Origin of the sequence: Acinetobacter sp. YH12138 (assembly GCF_015218525.1) — a bacterium.
Classification (GTDB): domain Bacteria; phylum Pseudomonadota; class Gammaproteobacteria; order Pseudomonadales; family Moraxellaceae; genus Acinetobacter; species Acinetobacter amyesii.
This window is the reverse complement of record NZ_CP048670.1, coordinates 2,032,836-2,048,780: the sequence shown is the minus strand read 5'-3', so window position 1 is coordinate 2,048,780 and position 15,945 is coordinate 2,032,836. Positions and strand designations below refer to the sequence as shown.

13 protein-coding genes are annotated in these 15,945 nt (G+C 39.0%); 9 read left to right on the top strand and 4 right to left on the bottom strand.

Translation table 11 applies throughout. The features are described 5' to 3' along the window. The first annotated feature begins 2 nt into the window (after nt 1-2). Together G0029_RS09955 and pyrF are read left to right on the top strand one after the other, a co-directional pair. A complete protein-coding gene (locus tag G0029_RS09955; RefSeq protein WP_180023907.1) occupies nt 3-368 on the top strand; it encodes a lipopolysaccharide assembly protein LapA domain-containing protein in 366 nt (121 codons plus the stop codon). Nucleotides 369-609: 241 nt separating this feature from the next. Continuing rightward, nucleotides 610-1,290, top strand: coding sequence for an orotidine-5'-phosphate decarboxylase (gene pyrF / locus G0029_RS09950; RefSeq protein WP_078193653.1), 681 nt, complete (start codon nt 610-612; stop codon nt 1,288-1,290). 77 nt (nt 1,291-1,367) lie between these two features. On the opposite strand, the gene G0029_RS09945 is transcribed toward pyrF, so the two are convergent. Together G0029_RS09945 and G0029_RS09940 are read right to left on the bottom strand one after the other, a co-directional pair. Further along, on the bottom strand, nt 1,368-2,276 hold the full coding sequence (locus G0029_RS09945; protein WP_180106656.1) for a lysine exporter LysO family protein: 909 nt from the start codon (nt 2,274-2,276) through the stop codon (nt 1,368-1,370). A gap of 49 nt (nt 2,277-2,325) precedes the next feature. Beyond that, nucleotides 2,326-3,831: a flavin-containing monooxygenase gene (locus G0029_RS09940; protein ID WP_227591808.1), complete on the bottom strand. Its 1,506-nt coding sequence runs from the start codon at nt 3,829-3,831 to the stop codon at nt 2,326-2,328. Between the two features lie 181 nt (nt 3,832-4,012). On the opposite strand from G0029_RS09940, the gene G0029_RS09935 reads away from it, so the two are divergent. From G0029_RS09935 to G0029_RS09915, 5 genes are all read left to right on the top strand, one after another. Next, entirely contained in the window at nt 4,013-5,020 is a 1,008-nt protein-coding gene (locus tag G0029_RS09935; RefSeq protein ID WP_180109732.1) for an AraC family transcriptional regulator, read from the top strand. A gap of 84 nt (nt 5,021-5,104) precedes the next feature. Next, nucleotides 5,105-6,256 carry a cell division protein ZapE gene (gene zapE / locus G0029_RS09930; protein WP_111885050.1) on the top strand — a complete coding sequence of 384 codons (1,152 nt, stop codon included), beginning with the start codon at nt 5,105-5,107 and terminating at the stop codon, nt 6,254-6,256. Between the two features lie 525 nt (nt 6,257-6,781). Beyond that, the gene (locus tag G0029_RS09925; RefSeq protein ID WP_168378907.1) at nt 6,782-8,944 is read left to right on the top strand and encodes a malate synthase G; all 2,163 of its coding nucleotides are present in this window, start codon (nt 6,782-6,784) and stop codon (nt 8,942-8,944) included. An 88-nt stretch (nt 8,945-9,032) separates the two neighbouring features. Further along, the gene (locus tag G0029_RS09920) at nt 9,033-9,509 is read left to right on the top strand and encodes a hypothetical protein (RefSeq protein ID WP_078193648.1); all 477 of its coding nucleotides are present in this window, start codon (nt 9,033-9,035) and stop codon (nt 9,507-9,509) included. A gap of 111 nt (nt 9,510-9,620) precedes the next feature. After that, the gene (locus G0029_RS09915; protein ID WP_180109731.1) at nt 9,621-11,063 is read left to right on the top strand and encodes an aldehyde dehydrogenase family protein; all 1,443 of its coding nucleotides are present in this window, start codon (nt 9,621-9,623) and stop codon (nt 11,061-11,063) included. A 76-nt stretch (nt 11,064-11,139) separates the two neighbouring features. On the opposite strand, the gene G0029_RS09910 is transcribed toward G0029_RS09915, so the two are convergent. Continuing rightward, nucleotides 11,140-12,126 (bottom strand): hypothetical protein, encoded by a 987-nt coding sequence (locus tag G0029_RS09910; RefSeq protein WP_180109730.1) that lies wholly within the window; start codon nt 12,124-12,126, stop codon nt 11,140-11,142. 38 nt (nt 12,127-12,164) lie between these two features. Here G0029_RS09910 and G0029_RS09905 point away from each other — a divergent pair, with 38 nt between their 5' ends. Continuing rightward, the gene (locus tag G0029_RS09905; RefSeq protein ID WP_180109729.1) at nt 12,165-12,824 is read left to right on the top strand and encodes an SOS response-associated peptidase family protein; all 660 of its coding nucleotides are present in this window, start codon (nt 12,165-12,167) and stop codon (nt 12,822-12,824) included. A gap of 20 nt (nt 12,825-12,844) precedes the next feature. On the opposite strand, the gene G0029_RS09900 is transcribed toward G0029_RS09905, so the two are convergent. Then, nucleotides 12,845-13,309, bottom strand: coding sequence for a MarR family winged helix-turn-helix transcriptional regulator (locus G0029_RS09900; RefSeq protein WP_078193646.1), 465 nt, complete (start codon nt 13,307-13,309; stop codon nt 12,845-12,847). Nucleotides 13,310-13,926: 617 nt separating this feature from the next. On the opposite strand from G0029_RS09900, the gene G0029_RS09895 reads away from it, so the two are divergent. Beyond that, nucleotides 13,927-15,447: a TerC family protein gene (locus tag G0029_RS09895; RefSeq protein WP_180106644.1), complete on the top strand. Its 1,521-nt coding sequence runs from the start codon at nt 13,927-13,929 to the stop codon at nt 15,445-15,447. The last annotated feature ends 498 nt before the right edge of the window (nt 15,448-15,945 follow it).

The window sequence follows — 15,945 nt, the reverse complement described above, 5'->3', positions numbered from 1 at the left end:
TTATGCGTTACGTATTGGTCGTAATTCTATTAGTCCTATTTGGATACTCATTGGCTTTGGTACTGCAAAACGGAACTGAACTTTCAGTCGATTTGTTGTTTACACAAGTGCCTGCAATGCGTTTAGGGCTTTTATTGCTATTAACATTGTCATTAGGTTTGGTTTTAGGTCTTTTATTGGCAGTGCAAGTATTCCGAGTCTTTCAAAATAACTGGGAAATTAAACGTCTACGTAAAGATATTGAGCGCCTACGTAAAGAGCAAATTCAAACTGCTCAACTGGCTGCTGCTGAAGCGGCTGCACATACACGTCATGAAAAAACAGTTTTAGATATTGATGCAAATGAGCGTCCTTCTAACCCGTTATAATTGGGTTTATGAAGTAAATTAACTACTTTTATGAGTATAGTTAAATTTTATATTAAACACTCTGGTGGATCATCGGGGTGTTTTTTTTATGGGTTGAAAAAATAAGCCATATATCTTAAATAAAATAATGAGATAGCTAAATTCAAATTAATCATTTCAATTAACATGAGTTTTATGACTTTCTGATCAAGTTGAATCCATCTATAATGCACTAATTTTGTCGAAATGAAGGGTAAGTCTCTTGAGTATCATCGTTGCACTAGATGCTAAAAGCCAATATGACGCACTTACAATTGCAGAGCAGTTAGATCCTGCATTATGTCGAGTTAAGGTTGGTAAAGAGTTATTTACCCATGAGGGTTCAAGTATCGTTAAAGCATTGCACGATAAAGGTTTTGAAGTATTTCTAGATCTTAAATTCCATGATATTCCAAACACCACAGCACAAGCAGTTTGTGCAGCTGCGGATATGGGTGTGTGGATGGTCAATGTCCATGCATCAGGTGGCCGTAAAATGATGGAAACCTGTGTAGAGCGCCTAAAGGCGGGCAATTACAATACTCAGCTAATTGCTGTTACGGTTTTGACATCAATGGGTCGTGAAGATCTTGCGGAATTAGGCTTAGATGTGGAACCTTTTGAACATGTGAAGCGTCTTGCGACTTTAACGAAAGAAAGTGGTTTGGATGGTGTAGTTTGTTCGGCACAAGAAGCGAAAATGTTACGTGAAACTTTGGGTGCTGACTTTGCATTAGTAACACCGGGTATCCGTCCTGAGGGTTCTGCAGCGGATGATCAAAAACGAATTGTGACACCTAAACAAGCCATGCTTGATGGTTCTACACATTTGGTGATTGGCCGTCCAATTACTAAATCGGATAATATGCGTCAGACTTTAAAAGATATTTTGGCGACACTTTAATATTTACCCTCTCTCTAACTCTCTCCCAAAGGGAGAGAGAAAGTCCTCTCCCTTTGGGAGAGGATTTAGGTGAGGGGTTAGATAGCCGCCAATATACTCACCAATATCGGTGCAAGTACAGAAAGGATAAAGCCGCTGACCATGGCATGTGGAATAAAATCATTACCACAGGCTTGTTTGACCATAGGTAGGGTGACATCCATAGCTGTTGCACCCGCAGATGAAATTGCAGAGCGTGGGTAGCGCCAGCCAATAATATACATAAATACAATCGCAAAAATTTCTCTGAATAAATCATTCATCAGCGCGATACTGCCTAGATGCGCATTTTTTAATTCAGTCACGACGATGCCTGTCATCGAATAGAAACCATAGCCTTGTGACAGCATAATCAAATCTTTCAGGCTGATTTGTGGCAATAAATAGGCTGCAGCAAATGCGCCCAAAAGTGAACCGACGATACAGCCGAGTGGAACAAGTAGAATTTTCCAATTTAACCAAGAATGATCGAGTGGTGAGTAGGCGAGATCTAGACCAATCAGAAACATGAAGACTAAAAGTAGATCCCAAGTACTCATATGTGGCTGAAGACTAAAATGTGCTGCCATTTCAGCAAAAGCATAACCTAAACCTAATGCAATAAAAGCATAGCTAATATTGATGAGTGAGCTTGTCACTAACTGCATGGACACTTTGCCATGACTGGGTTTGTAGCCTAAAAGCTTAAACAAAATATAGCAGCAAATAAACGCACCCATTGAGGTCAATAGTGCAATAAGTACTGATGAAGAGAGGATTTGCAGAGGTGCTGGAATAGTGTGTAATGTTTCAGAAAATTCGATCGCAATCGCAAATAACAAAATATAAGTAAAGTACGGCAGGAGTTTAAAGGCGATTTTTTCAAGCCAAGTGGGTAGGCGACGTGCAAGAATAAAACCAAGCCCTAAACAGGCTAAGAGCTGGAAAATCAACCAGAAAGATTGCATACAAAAATAGGCAGATAATGAATACCTGCCTATTATGACCTGTTATTGCTTAAGCTGCATGACTAGATTTTGTTTTACTGAGGAGTCGAAAATCGGCTGGATTTATTTTTCGAGTAGCCAGCCAATATTTCCATGTATAAGTTGGCCACAGTGCAAAATTTTTACCGCCATTTTGTTGATACCAACTCACGCAGCCTGATTGCCATACCGTACCATCAAGCATGTCTTGTACATGAGTGTTAAATTGATCTTGCACCTGATCTTTGACAGCAATGGCTTGAACATTAGATTTTGAAACCAATTGCATCATTTGTAAGATGTAATCGACTTGTGCCTCAATCATAAATACCACTGAATTATGGGCAAGCACAGTATTGGGGCCTAATAATTGGAATAGATTTGGAAAGCCTTTGGTGCAAATGCCATAAAAACTTTCTGCGCCAGCTTGCCAAACTTGTTTGAGTTCTTGAGCATTTTCACCAATACATTCAAATGATTTTAAATAAATTCTTGGATCGGTAATAAAGCCGGTACCATAGATCAGACAATCGATTTCACGGGATTTTCCATCTTTGGTAATAATGGCATTTTCAGTGATTTCTTGTATTGCATCACTGACTAATTCCACATTAGGTCGATTAAACGTTGGAAAGTATTTATTAGAAATTAAAATGCGTTTACAACCCATGATGTAGTTTGGCGTTAGTTTCTTGGCAAGTTCAGCATCTTTCACTTGATACTTAATATACAGTTCTGCAAGTTTTTGCGCATACTTCATGGTGGTCGGTTTAACAATTGGCACTACACGTGATTCGTTGGTCCAATACAGGCGAGCACGGTGAATTTTTCGAAACCAATCATATTTTTTAAATAGTGATTTTTCTAAACCATGATAACTACGCTCATCTCGTGGAATGACCCAAGCAGCTGTACGCTGAAAAACATACAGTTGCTTTGTTTGTGGTGCGATTTCAGGAATGTATTGGATGGCACTGCCGCCTGTACCAATCGATGCGACTTTTTTACCTGCTAATGGATATTGATGATCCCATTGTGAAGAATGGAACACTTTACCCTTAAATTTTTCAATGCCTGGAATATGTGGAATTTGTGGGACATGTAACGGGCCAGATGCAAAAATCACGTATTGAGCGATAATTTTAACGCCATCTTTAAGTTCTAAATGCCAATCACAGGTTGATTCATTGTATTGGCTTGAAAGCACTTCACTGTTAAAGCGACAGAATTGTTTTAAATTATATTCACGGGTGACATGTTGGATATAGTCAAATATTTCCGGCGCTTCGGCGTAACGCTTTGACCAATCTGTTTTGGGTGCAAAAGAAAGTGAATACATATGTGATTGCACATCGCAGGCAGCGCCAGGGTAGCGGTTTTCACGCCAGGTTCCACCAAAATCATTGGCTTTTTCGAGAATCAGAAAATCTTGATTACCTTGTTGTAAAAGTCGTATCGCCATAGCAATACCACCAAAACCACCGCCGATGATGGCGATTTGTGTATGTATTTCAGAATTGGCGTTTGGGGTTTGCACTGTTTTTGTTTACGCTTCCTGCATCATTTTTTTAATTCCAAGCGAGATTACAAGCTAAGAATACTTGAGTTCATGATCAGAACAATATGATTGAGGTGACAGAAAAATTGATCGAAACGGCAATGTTCATAATTGCAAATTTGTAGTAAAAAAGAAAAAATTTAATGTCATTTTACGATTTATGAAACGATCCATTCTAAGCCTGATGTATTTAGTACAAGGAATGCGTAAAGCAGGCGTAGATGTCGATCAACGTTTGCAAACCATAGGGCTGCGTGTAGACGCGCTCGATCCAACTTCAGTGATCCATCCAAGTTTGGAGTGGGATGTACTGCAAGTCATTGGTAAAGATGTAGAACCTGAGCAAGGGTTATTTATTGGTCAACATTATACGTTGGCGGGTTATGGCCCATTACTGATGTTATTGGTCACTAGTGATACTTTACGCCAAGCTTTAAATCAGGGGATTCGCTTTCAACAGTTGACGCATCTAACTGGGCGTTTAAGTTTGCAAATCAGTCAGCATAAAGTGGCTTTGTGCTATCAACCGCAAGATGTGTATGCGCCACTGGGTGCATTATTGGCACAGTCGGAAATTTCTGGAACGTATAAATTCATCCGTGATCTGTACAAAATGATGGGGTTATCGACACCACAAGTTCAAATTGATTTGCCGTTCGCTGAACCCAAAGATCCTGAAAAATTAAAAATGTTTACTGATTATTATGGCTCTCAAGTTCGCTTTGGTGCGCCATTTGCGGCATTTTGGTTCGATGAAGATGTTTTAGATATTCGGATCCCTTCCGCAGATATTATTACTTTTCGATTATATGAGTCGAAATGTATTGCGGAGTTAGAACGTTTAAGCGCCGATGAAGATGCGCCATCATTGGTTCAACGTGTGCAAGATTATTTGGAATTACAAAGTGGTGCGATGCCAAGTATGGCAGCAACTGCTCAAGCGTTGAACTTGCCTGAAAGAACTTTGCGTCATCAACTGCAACAGTTAAATACCAGTTATAAGCAAATTCGTGAAGATATTATTAAAGATAAAGCACTCCGTATGATTGAATATAATGAATATTCAATTGAAATGATTGCAGAATTGCTGGGCTATTCAGAACCTGCGGCGTTTAATCATGCGTTTAAACGTTGGTTTGGGCATAGTCCGAGACAATATAATAAATAGCCAATGCGCTTTACTGCCAAAGTGTTATATCTTCGAGTTTATTCTTCGTTATAATTCATTTAGCCCAAAAAAGTATTTAATGATATGTCAGATTTTCAGTCACCACACAACACCGCATTTACTCCGATTTCACCGGCTGAGCGTTATGCTCAAGCCTTAGCATCTGGTCAGTTTTTACCAGATCAGGAACAGGCGCAAGCGGTGCATGAGTTGGATCGAGTTTGGCAAGAATTAATCCAACGTTTTAAGGCTTCTAAAAAAGCGTTTCGTCGTTTCCGTCGTCAAACTGCACCTAAAGGGGTGTATATGTGGGGCGGTGTAGGACGTGGTAAAACGTGGCTGATGGATCAGTTTTATGATTCTGTGCCATTTCGACGCAAAACTCGTATGCATTTCCATCACTTTATGCAGTACGTACACCGTGAATTAAATAAGCTTTCAGGTCAGCGTAATCCACTCGACCTTGTTGCCGACCAAATTTATAAAGAAGCAGTCGTGATCTGCTTTGATGAATTCTTTGTATCCAATGTCACGGATGCGATGATTTTGAGTGATCTATTCCAAAAATTATTTACGCGTGGGATCACCCTTGTTGCAACATCTAACATCGCACCAGATGGCTTGTATAAAAACGGGATTCATCGTGACCGTTTTATCCCAACCATCGAAATGGTAAAAAAGAACTGTGTGATTTTAAACGTAGACTCAGGCGTAGATTATCGTTTACGTGTATTGAAACAAGCGCAGTTGTTTAAGTCGCCTTTAACACATGAACATAAGTTGTGGATGGCACAGCGTTTTACAGCATTAACGCAAACCCAAACGGTTTCACAAGAGCCAATTATTATTAATCAGCGTATTGTAGAAACCATTGGTCATACGGAAGATGTGCTGTGGTGTGAATATTCTGAGCTTTGCCTAAAACCACGTAGTCCAGCGGACTTTATTGAAATTGCCAATATTTATAATACAGTCTTGGTAAGTAATGTGCCGCACATGACGGATTATTTGTCTGAAGGGACACGTCGTTTTATCTATTTGGTCGATGAATTTTATGACCGTGGTGTGAAGTTGTTGCTTACTTCAGAAGATACGATTATTGAATTATATCAAGGTGAAAAATTGGCATTTGAAATTGAGCGTACACGTTCGCGCTTATTGGAAATGCAATCTGATGATTATCTACATACATCTCACCGTCAAATCAATGCACCAGAATCTACGGCAGAAAATTAAGCGTTTCTGTTGGAATGAAAAAAGAACGTCTTGATGGCGTTCTTTTTTTTGATTTTTAGTTTTAGAAAACATGTATAAATTAAGAAAAGCTGTGGAACGAACAATAGAAGTTAAAGCGAAGTCTCATTATAAAAGCATCATTAAATAAGAAGTATGGCTGTTTAATAATTCATCGATAAAAGCGTTAAATTTAAACTGATTGGTTGAAGTTGTAGCATCGACATTGGCAGCATTTCATGGCTTAATCGAGTGAGTTTGTTTGACGCTTGGGTCTATTTGTTCAGTTTTAGAACAAAATTCTGCACTTAAGTCTAATTTCGACATTTCAAAAACTTTATACACTGTAAAAAGGTATTCAGGCTGATGATGACGTCGTATTTCTGATCTTTATTATGTTGAATGATGAGGGTATTTCATTACATAGAAAATGATCATTATTTAGGAATGTGATAGTACTATTCAGCAAAGTATAAATGGGTATACTAGAATCTCTTGTTATAAAAAATAGCAATATCAGGAAAGACAATGACTGCACGTATTCAAAAAGGCAAGTTAGCGATTGCTAAAGAACTTTACGATTTCATCGAAAATGAAGCACTACCGGGTTCAGGTTTAGACAGTGAAACTTACTGGAAAAACTTTGAACAAGTCGTTGTCGATCTTAGCCCAAAGAACAAAGCACTATTGGCTAAGCGTGACGACATTCAAGCGAAGATTGATGAATGGCACCGCAACAACAAATTTGAACTCGAAGCTTACAAAGCTTTCCTTACTGAAATTGGCTACTTATTACCAGAAGTAGAAGATTTCCAAATCAGCACAGAAAATGTAGACGAAGAAATCGCATTATTGGCTGGTGCGCAATTGGTAGTACCTGTGCGTAATGCACGTTACTGCTTAAACGCTGCGAATGCACGTTGGGGTTCACTCTACGATGCTCTTTACGGTTTTGACGTGATCTCTGAAGAAGGCGGCGCGGAAAAAGGTAAGGGCTATAACCCAGCTCGTGGCGCAAAAGTTATCGAATTTGCTAAAAACTTCTTAAATGAAACTTTCCCGCTAGCAAATGGTTCGCATGCAGATGCAACTAAATATGCGGTAGAAGGCAAAAAGTTAGTTGTAAGCCTAAAAGACGGTTCAACTGCAACTTTAGCGAAAGAAGCTCAGTTTGTTGGTTTTAATGGTGACGAAGCTGCACCAACTGAAATCGTACTTTTAAACAATGGTTTACATGTAATCATTGAAGTTGATGCGACGAGCCCAATTGGTTCAACAGATGCTGCTGGCGTTAAAGATTTAGTACTTGAAGCTGCGGTAACGACCATTCAAGACTTGGAAGACTCAATTGCTGCAGTTGATGCTGAAGAGAAAGTTGAAGGCTACCGTAACTGGTTAGGCTTAATGAAAGGTACACTTTCTGAGTCTATCGAGAAAAATGGTAAAACTGTTACTCGTACATTAAATAAAGATCGTACGCACAAAAACTTAATCGGTGGTGAAACTACGCTTCACGGTCGTTCATTGATGTTGCTTCGTAACGTAGGTCATTTGATGACAAACCCTGCGATCCTTGTAGATGGTGCTGAAATCTACGAAGGCATCATGGATGCATTGATCACACCGTTATTGACCTTTGCAGACATTAAAGGCGAAAACGAAAACAAGAACTCTCGTAAAGGTTCTATGTACATCGTTAAACCAAAAATGCATGGTCCAGAAGAAGTTGCATTTGCAGTTGAATTATTTGAGCGTGCTGAACAAGCGCTTGGTCTACCTGCGAAGACTTTGAAAATCGGTATCATGGACGAAGAACGTCGTACTTCTGTGAACTTGAAAAACTGTATCGCGCAAGCGAAAGATCGTACGATCTTTATTAATACAGGTTTCATGGATCGTACGGGTGATGAAATCCATACTTTCATGGAAGCAGGTCCATTCGTTCGTAAAGGCGAAGTGAAGTCTCAAATCTGGTTCCCTGCATATGAAAACCGTAACGTGATGATCGGTCTTCAAGCCGGCTTACGTGGTAAAGCGCAAATCGGTAAAGGCATGTGGCCAAAACCAGATATGTTGCTTGATATGTACAAAACGAAAATTGAGCATCCAGAAGCTGGCGCAAGCTGTGCATGGGTTCCGTCTCCATCTGGTGCTGTAATTCACGCGATCCATTACCATCAGTGCAATGTTTCTGAACGTCAAAAAGAGTTGTTGAATACTCAGCCGCTATCTTTAGATGACTTGTTAACGCCGCCTTTAGCGACAGATACAAACTGGTCTGAAGAAGAGAAAACCAAAGAACTCGAAAACAACCTTCAAGGTATCTTGGGTTATGTTGTTCGTTGGGTTGATTTGGGTGTAGGTTGTTCAAAAGTACTAGATATCAACAACGTTGGTTTGATGGAAGACCGTGCAACTTTACGTATTTCTTCTCAACACGTTGCAAACTGGTTACGTCACGGTATCGTAACTGCTGAGCAAGTTGAAGAAGTATTTAAGCGCATGGCGAAAGTTGTGGATGAGCAAAATGCCAACGATCCACTTTACACACCAATGGCACCAAGCTTTGATGGCTATGCATACAAAGCTGCATATGACCTAGTATTCAAAGGTGGCGAGCAGCCTTCTGGTTATACAGAGCCGCTTCTTCATGCTTACCGTTTAAAATTAAAAGGTTATACAGGTGACTAATCTGTAAATCAAAAAAAGCCTCTTCGGAGGCTTTTTTTATTGCTTGAGAAAGTTAGAATGTCGACATAAAAAATGAAAAGGAAACGCCATGTATTTATGGAATGTAAATCGGTTGGTGGAGGATATACGACTGAATAAAGTCTCAGAAAGCCATTATAAAAACTACTTTATTGCCAGCTCAATATTGATTTTCTTTAGCTACTTAGCACTGACCTTAACCCCAGAATCCAAACCTACAGAAGCTTGGGCTTCGTTTGTTTTACAAGTTGGTCTACTGATTAGCTGGGTGAATGCCATATTTAAAGCCAATGGCGGCGAGCAAGGCCGAGATTTTTTAAAGCGCTTTATTGCATTGTATTTGCCCGTAACGATTCAGAGTTTAGTCCTCTTTATCTTGATCGCTGTTGTTGTAGAAGGGCTGTTACCCATGTTGACCGTTAACATGGAGGAGGCTGCGCTTGAGCAACTCACCACAGTTAAAGATCTAAGTTTTGAAGTCATCATTAGCTGTTATATTTATTGGCGAATCTATAAAGCGATGCGGCAGATTCATCAGCCTGTTTAAAGTATAAGGTTGTAAAAGAAATTAATTATAAAGTTTTATCCTGTTTTTCTCATAGCTTTTCAATGCTGAAGCCTTTACATTGGAATGAATGATAAAAATGGGATGGAAACGATGTCAGCTTATACCGCATTAGATTTGCAATATATTGGTGGGCAATGGCGAGCAGGGACTTCAACGCGTCACATCAAAAATATAAATCCCTTTAGCCAAGCAGAGATTTTTGAATTGCAGGCAGCCAGCAGTGTTGATGTAGACAGTGCTTATAGTGCGGCAGAAGCAGCATTTAAATCAGAAAAGACCAAGTCTGTTAAAGTACGTCAGCAAGTTATCAACAAATTAGCTCAAACCATTCAGCAGCGCAGAGAAGAAATTATTCAATGGCTGATAGATGAATCTGGGAGTACACGTTTAAAAGCCAATATTGAAGTTGATGCGGCGCTCGGCATTATCCAAGAATCGCTGAGTTTTCCTGAAAAAATGCAAACCACGCAGTTGGAGAGTAAAGATCCGAGTCGAAAGAGTTTTGTCTTGCGCAAACCCTTGGGTGTCATTGCGGTGATTAGCCCTTGGAATTTTCCATTTCATTTGTCGATGCGTTCTGTGGTGACTGCGATTGCTTGCGGAAATAGTGTGGTGCTGAAGCCTGCAAGTGACACGCCAGTGACAGGTGGAACGTTACTCGGGAAATTATTTGAAGAAGCGGGTTTGCCGCATGGCGTATTAAATGTTGTTGCAGGCAGCGGCAGTGAAATTGGCGACTATTTTGTGGAGCATCCTGTGCCTAAAATGATTTCATTTACAGGTTCAACTGAAGTGGGTCAGCAGGTCGGGGTGAAAGCACTAGGAAGTTCACGGATTAAGCGTTTAGCGCTGGAACTTGGCGGTAATGCGCCTTTAGTGATTTTAGATGATGCGGATTTAAATTTAGCCGTTGAACTGACCGTGATGGGGCGGTTTTTGCATCAAGGGCAAATCTGCATGAGTACCAATCGAGTGATTGTGGATGAATCCCTACACGATGCTTATGTTGAAAAATTAATTAAAAGGGTAAAAAGCATTGTGGTCGGTGATCCGAATGCTGCCGAAACTCTGATAGGGCCTATCATCAATAAGGCGCAAGTCGATAAATTAAAAACCATTATTCAAAATGCTATTCAGCAAGATGCGATTTTAGCCTATGCAGGCGGCATAGAAGGTCAATTGGTTGCACCGCATATTTTCACCCATGTGGATGCGCACGCTGATATTGCATTAGAAGAAAGCTTTGGACCAATTTTGCCAATTTTAAAAGCTCGAGATGAAGCGCATGCACTTGAATTGGCGAATTCAACCCGATTTGGTTTGTCGAGCGCGGTATGTACCTCAAACTTAGCGCGCGGTGGAGAGTTTGCTGCCAAACTCGATATAGGCATGACGCATATCAATGGCATCAGTGTGGCGGATCATTCTAATGCACCCTTTGGCGGTGAACGTAATTCAGGCCTTGGTCGTTTTAATGGTGATTGGATATTTGAGGAATTTACCCGCACCCATTGGCAAACTTTCCCTGCTTAAAATACGCAAAGTGAAGTCTATTTAATCTTGTGCAATAGACTTCACTGCAGGTTCTGTTACGCAGGACATTTTTAGTTTATTTCCATGAAATGTCAGGCAGAATATAGTCCCAAAAACGGCTCCAACGTGTCTTGTAATAGAGAAAAGAGCCAATATCTTGGCTTGAACAATTATCCTGATAGTACATTTTGTGATTCATCAACAGCATAGGTTTACGCTGCAAGGCCGTCATATACAGCTTGACCTGAACCTTGTAATTGTAGATTGAATAATTAGAAGAAATACTCTCGGTTTTCATTTTTTGGATATTGTGAATATACACATCAAACTTCAAGCCATTTTTGTAATCTGTTGCCTCATGAATTGTTCGATCTTCGATTGGAATAAGCGGATTGTTATCACTAAGCGCTAAATATGCGTTATGTATTTTGTTTCCTTGTTGATAATTAAACTGAAGAGCTGAATTTGCAGTAGTGAAATAGGGGAGCGCATCTTGAGGATTGATTTTAAACGTGCCTGCACAATTAGTCCTGACACGCCCTTCATCTTCGTTCACCGTAAACCAGCCAAATTGATCTTCCAATTCCGTCGTATGGGCTTCATCTACGTCAGGAAAAATCACGCCAAACTGATCTCTTTGTCTTTGCTGATTTTGCATCAAGCGATAACTATTTTGAGCACGTTTTGCAAAACGGATTTCAGGAAACATCTCTGGAGATGTAATTTTAAAATCAGAGACATTGATTACTTCACCATCAGGCAAGATGACCAATGAAAATTGTTGTTCTTGGGTATTGGGAAGATTTTTGACCGTAACCCAATGATGTGTACTGATCATTTGCTGATTGCGAAAATGCTTATATTGAATGCGGTATTTGCCTGCAGGGATCTCGATTTCATTGATCAGGCTTTGTTTAAATGGATATTCATTGAGATAGAGCGCGTCGAGACTAAAAGGTAGAAATGAAACGGTATGTACAGAGACTTTTACGGCATGTGCGGTTGAATATAGGCTTGAAATTAGAATTAAAACGATAAAGCGACTTCGGTCTAGATTTTTCATTTATTATAAAGATTGATTTTTTGCGGATTATGGCAAATATGTGTGCTAATTTCAAACCGATTACCTTATCGCAATTAAAGTCTCAAAACTTGCCTGAAATCAGCTTTGAATATCCTGAGGAAGTCTATCCAAATTATGATTTGCCGCTACTCTTTAAGTCTGAACAAGGGCTAGAGTGGCGAAAAGTGAATTTTGGCATGGTGCCTAAATGGGCCGAAGACAAATCAATTGCACTTAAAACCTATAATGCTCGAAATGAAACTTTGTATCAAAAGCCTACGTTTATTAATGCGATCTCAAAATGTAAGTTTGGCGTGATACCCGTGTCTGAATTTTATGAGTCAATGTATATCGATAATAAGCCGCAGCGTTGGAGTGTCAAACGCAGAGATGGAGAAGCGTTTTATATTGCTGCCTTATATGACATTTGTAGACAAGGTGATGAGATTGTACGTTCAAGTACAATGATTACGATGGACGCTATTCAGCATGAGATGATGAAACACTTTCATGAGCCGGGCAATGTAAAGCGCTCGGTCATTGTGATTCCGCATGCGCGCTTAGAGGAATGGCTAAGTTGGAAATCACCCAACATCCAAAGTTTTGTACAAGGTTTTCCTGTTGATGAGTTTGAATGTGCGCACGCACCCAAAATAAAAATCGAAAAAATCAGTCCCCAACTGAATATTTTCGATTGATATTTCGGTGATGCAAATGCTTAGCGAGCTAAGTTTTTAAAGATATGCTTTAAGCTTTCCATGGTTTTTTCAATTTGTAGGGGTGTTAAGCCTTCAAAAGATTGCTCTAGAACGACATTCGTTAGATCGTTAATCTTCTGCGTCATTGCAGTGCCTTTATCAGTTAATACAACCCGGGTAATACGTGCATCATCTTCACAAGAATAAGTATCTACCAAGCCTTCATCTTTTAAGCGATAAACGATCTTGGTTGTGGTCGACATTTTAGATACGACCATTTCAGATAAATCTGAAACACTCGCATGTGGTTTAGACTTGAGTGCGAGCAGGATACGACGACGTGAATTATCAACGCCATACTTTTTCAATGCATGGTCGACGTTTAAAACATATTGTGAATGCACCTGAGTAACCCAGTAGAAAGGAAAATTTTCTAAACTAAAGTCATCGGTGGATGGTAAAAATTTTGAATACTTTTTTGTCATAAAGGAGTCCCCTGAATATTTGTTTTAATTTTATTTAATGTTTTAACATTCTATTGAAAAATAGAGGGTAATAGCAAGAGTTCACAATAAAAAAATAGAAAGTAGAAGATATCTCATTTTTAGATTATCTAAATAGATTATATTGATATTCTGTCTAAATGCTTAACAGAAATTAAAAATAAGGTTAGGTATAGAGATAGTGTAGTGAAAATAAATAAGTTTTTAATTTGAATTGAATATTAATATTTTTTACCAAAAGGTTGAAATAAATAATTCATTAGATTTGTCATACAATCTATTACAACGTCGTTAATCACATTTAATTAAAAGTCAGGTGAATTCAAGCTTTTTTAAAAGTGGAAGCGGATATATCAAAAAGTAGGTTTTAACATCTAGATATGTATTTTCTATCGGCCATATGATTTGTAATGTATTCAGCGTTTTTTAACATTTTGTCATATAGTTGATGCGAAAAAATATGCTTGAATACATTACAAATGCGCAAGATTGTGCATAATGGAAAGGTCTCTAGTTACACAGGTTAAATTTATGGATCCGTCGCCGTGCGTTGGTCTGATTGAAGATATTCTTACAATCCAGAATGAGGAAGAGAGCTAATGGAATTTTTGTTAGATCCCGGAATCTGGGTTGGTTTACTTACATTAATTATTTTAGAAATTGTACTAGGGATTGATAACCTAGTCTTTATTGCCATTTTGGCAGAAAAACTCCCTCCAGAACAACGTGATAAAGCCCGCGTACTTGGTCTTTCACTCGCATTATTTATGCGATTAGGATTGTTATTTGCAATCTCTTGGTTGGTCACATTAACAAAGCCCCTGATTACCATTTTTGATTGGACATTCTCTGGTCGAGATCTCATATTATTGTTCGGTGGATTGTTCTTAGTCTATAAGGCGGTCACAGAGCTACATGAGAAATTAGAAGGAAAACCAGAAGTTCAAGTGACAACAAAAGTGGCATATGCCAGCTTTACAGCAGTTGTTGCGCAAATTGTTGTCTTAGATGCGGTTTTCTCTTTAGACTCTGTCATTACAGCGATCGGTATGGTCGACAACATTTATGTCATGATGGCAGCAATGATTGTGGCAATGGCAGTGATGTTACTTGCATCTAAACCGCTAACGGCTTTTGTAAACCGACATCCGACCGTCGTGATCCTATGTTTAAGCTTCTTATTACTGATCGGTATTAGTTTGATAGCAGAAGGTTTTGGTTTCCATATTCCCAAAGGCTATATCTACTCAGGTATTGGTGTTGCGATTGTCATCGAAGCCTTTAACCAGTTTAGTCAGCGTAATGCTCAAAAACACGAAGCGAAAATTCCATTACGTCATCGTACTGCGGACAGTATTTTAAAGCTGATGGGTGGACGCTTAGAAGCCGATCAAGTTGGTAATCAAGCGCAAGAAACCTTTGCAGACGAAGAGCGTTACATGATTGGGGGGGTATTGACGCTTGCAGAGCGTTCAGTAGCGTCGATCATGACTCCCCGTAATCAAATTTCTTGGGTGGATTTAAATGACACACCTGAGCAAATTCGTGAGCAAGTCCTTTCAGTACCGCACAGTTTATTCCCTGTGTGTCGTGGTAGCTTGGATAAAGTGATTAGTATTGTCCGCGCGAAAGAACTTATTGATGTTCTAGACAGTGAAGATGATCTAAAAGCATTGATTAAACGTCATCGTCCGATCTTTATTTTCCAAAAGATGAAGGTGATTGATGCGATTAATACCTTGCGTACCTCAAAAGGTTCTTTGGTACTGGTTACGGATGAGTTTGGTGCGGTACAAGGTCTGATTTCACCACTCGATGTGTTTGAAGCAATTGCTGGTGAATTCCCTGATGCGGATGAACAACTTGATTTGATTAAAATCGATGAAGAACATTGGAAAGCTTCAGGCATGCTCGATCTGTATCAGTTAGAACTTGAATTGGAAATGCTGGATTTGATCGAAGAAGATGATGGTTATATCAGTGTTTCAGGCCTCATTTTAGATCAGACTCACGGCAATGTTGAAGTCGGGACTGTGGTTGATTTTAAAGGCATCCAATTTAAAGTTACGGCAATGGATGAAAACCGCATTAAAACGGTCGATATCTATTACCAAGCTTAATGCGTAAATTTTAAAAATAACTCAAAGACAGCTTTTCGAAGCTGTCTTTTTTGTATGACTAGAAAGTATAAGAAATCCTATATAACAGGGGCTGCAATTCACGATATTAAAACGTATTATGTTTACATGATGTAACAGTCAAAAAACGCTGCAACTTTTGAGCTTTTTGAGGGCTAAAACGGTTCAAAAGGGCTTTGTTGCACAAAGATTTCATAACTATATGATTTTAAAAGTTTTGATTATTTTTTGATCCAAAATTAAATTTATTTAAATCAGATGCTTACATATTTATGCAACAAAGCCGTTCAAAAGTAAAAAATATTGATAGGGTTGGTTTTAAAAAAGCATTAGGTTAAATAGCGAATCATTTTTAACTCGGGGTTTTAATCATCATTGATGATCTATGAATAATTTTATTTCATTTTAAATATCGTTTTTGAAAACTTTATAACTAGGTACTTTGAAGAAATTCAAAGTTAATCCATTAAAAAAATGGGT

Bases quoted from the DNA above. Each gene is read 5' to 3' on its own strand.
- G0029_RS09955 (WP_180023907.1), top strand. From the start codon at position 3: ATGCGTTACGTATTGGTCGTAATTCTATTAGTCCTATTTGGATACTCA.
- G0029_RS09945 (WP_180106656.1), bottom strand. From the start codon at position 2,276: ATGCAATCTTTCTGGTTGATTTTCCAGCTCTTAGCCTGTTTAGGGCTT.
- G0029_RS09935 (WP_180109732.1), top strand. From the start codon at position 4,013: ATGAAACGATCCATTCTAAGCCTGATGTATTTAGTACAAGGAATGCGT.
- zapE (WP_111885050.1), top strand. From the start codon at position 5,105: ATGTCAGATTTTCAGTCACCACACAACACCGCATTTACTCCGATTTCA.
- G0029_RS09925 (WP_168378907.1), top strand. From the start codon at position 6,782: ATGACTGCACGTATTCAAAAAGGCAAGTTAGCGATTGCTAAAGAACTT.
- G0029_RS09920 (WP_078193648.1), top strand. From the start codon at position 9,033: ATGTATTTATGGAATGTAAATCGGTTGGTGGAGGATATACGACTGAAT.
- G0029_RS09915 (WP_180109731.1), top strand. From the start codon at position 9,621: ATGTCAGCTTATACCGCATTAGATTTGCAATATATTGGTGGGCAATGG.
- G0029_RS09910 (WP_180109730.1), bottom strand. From the start codon at position 12,126: ATGAAAAATCTAGACCGAAGTCGCTTTATCGTTTTAATTCTAATTTCA.
- G0029_RS09905 (WP_180109729.1), top strand. From the start codon at position 12,165: ATGTGTGCTAATTTCAAACCGATTACCTTATCGCAATTAAAGTCTCAA.
- G0029_RS09900 (WP_078193646.1), bottom strand. From the start codon at position 13,309: ATGACAAAAAAGTATTCAAAATTTTTACCATCCACCGATGACTTTAGT.
- G0029_RS09895 (WP_180106644.1), top strand. From the start codon at position 13,927: ATGGAATTTTTGTTAGATCCCGGAATCTGGGTTGGTTTACTTACATTA.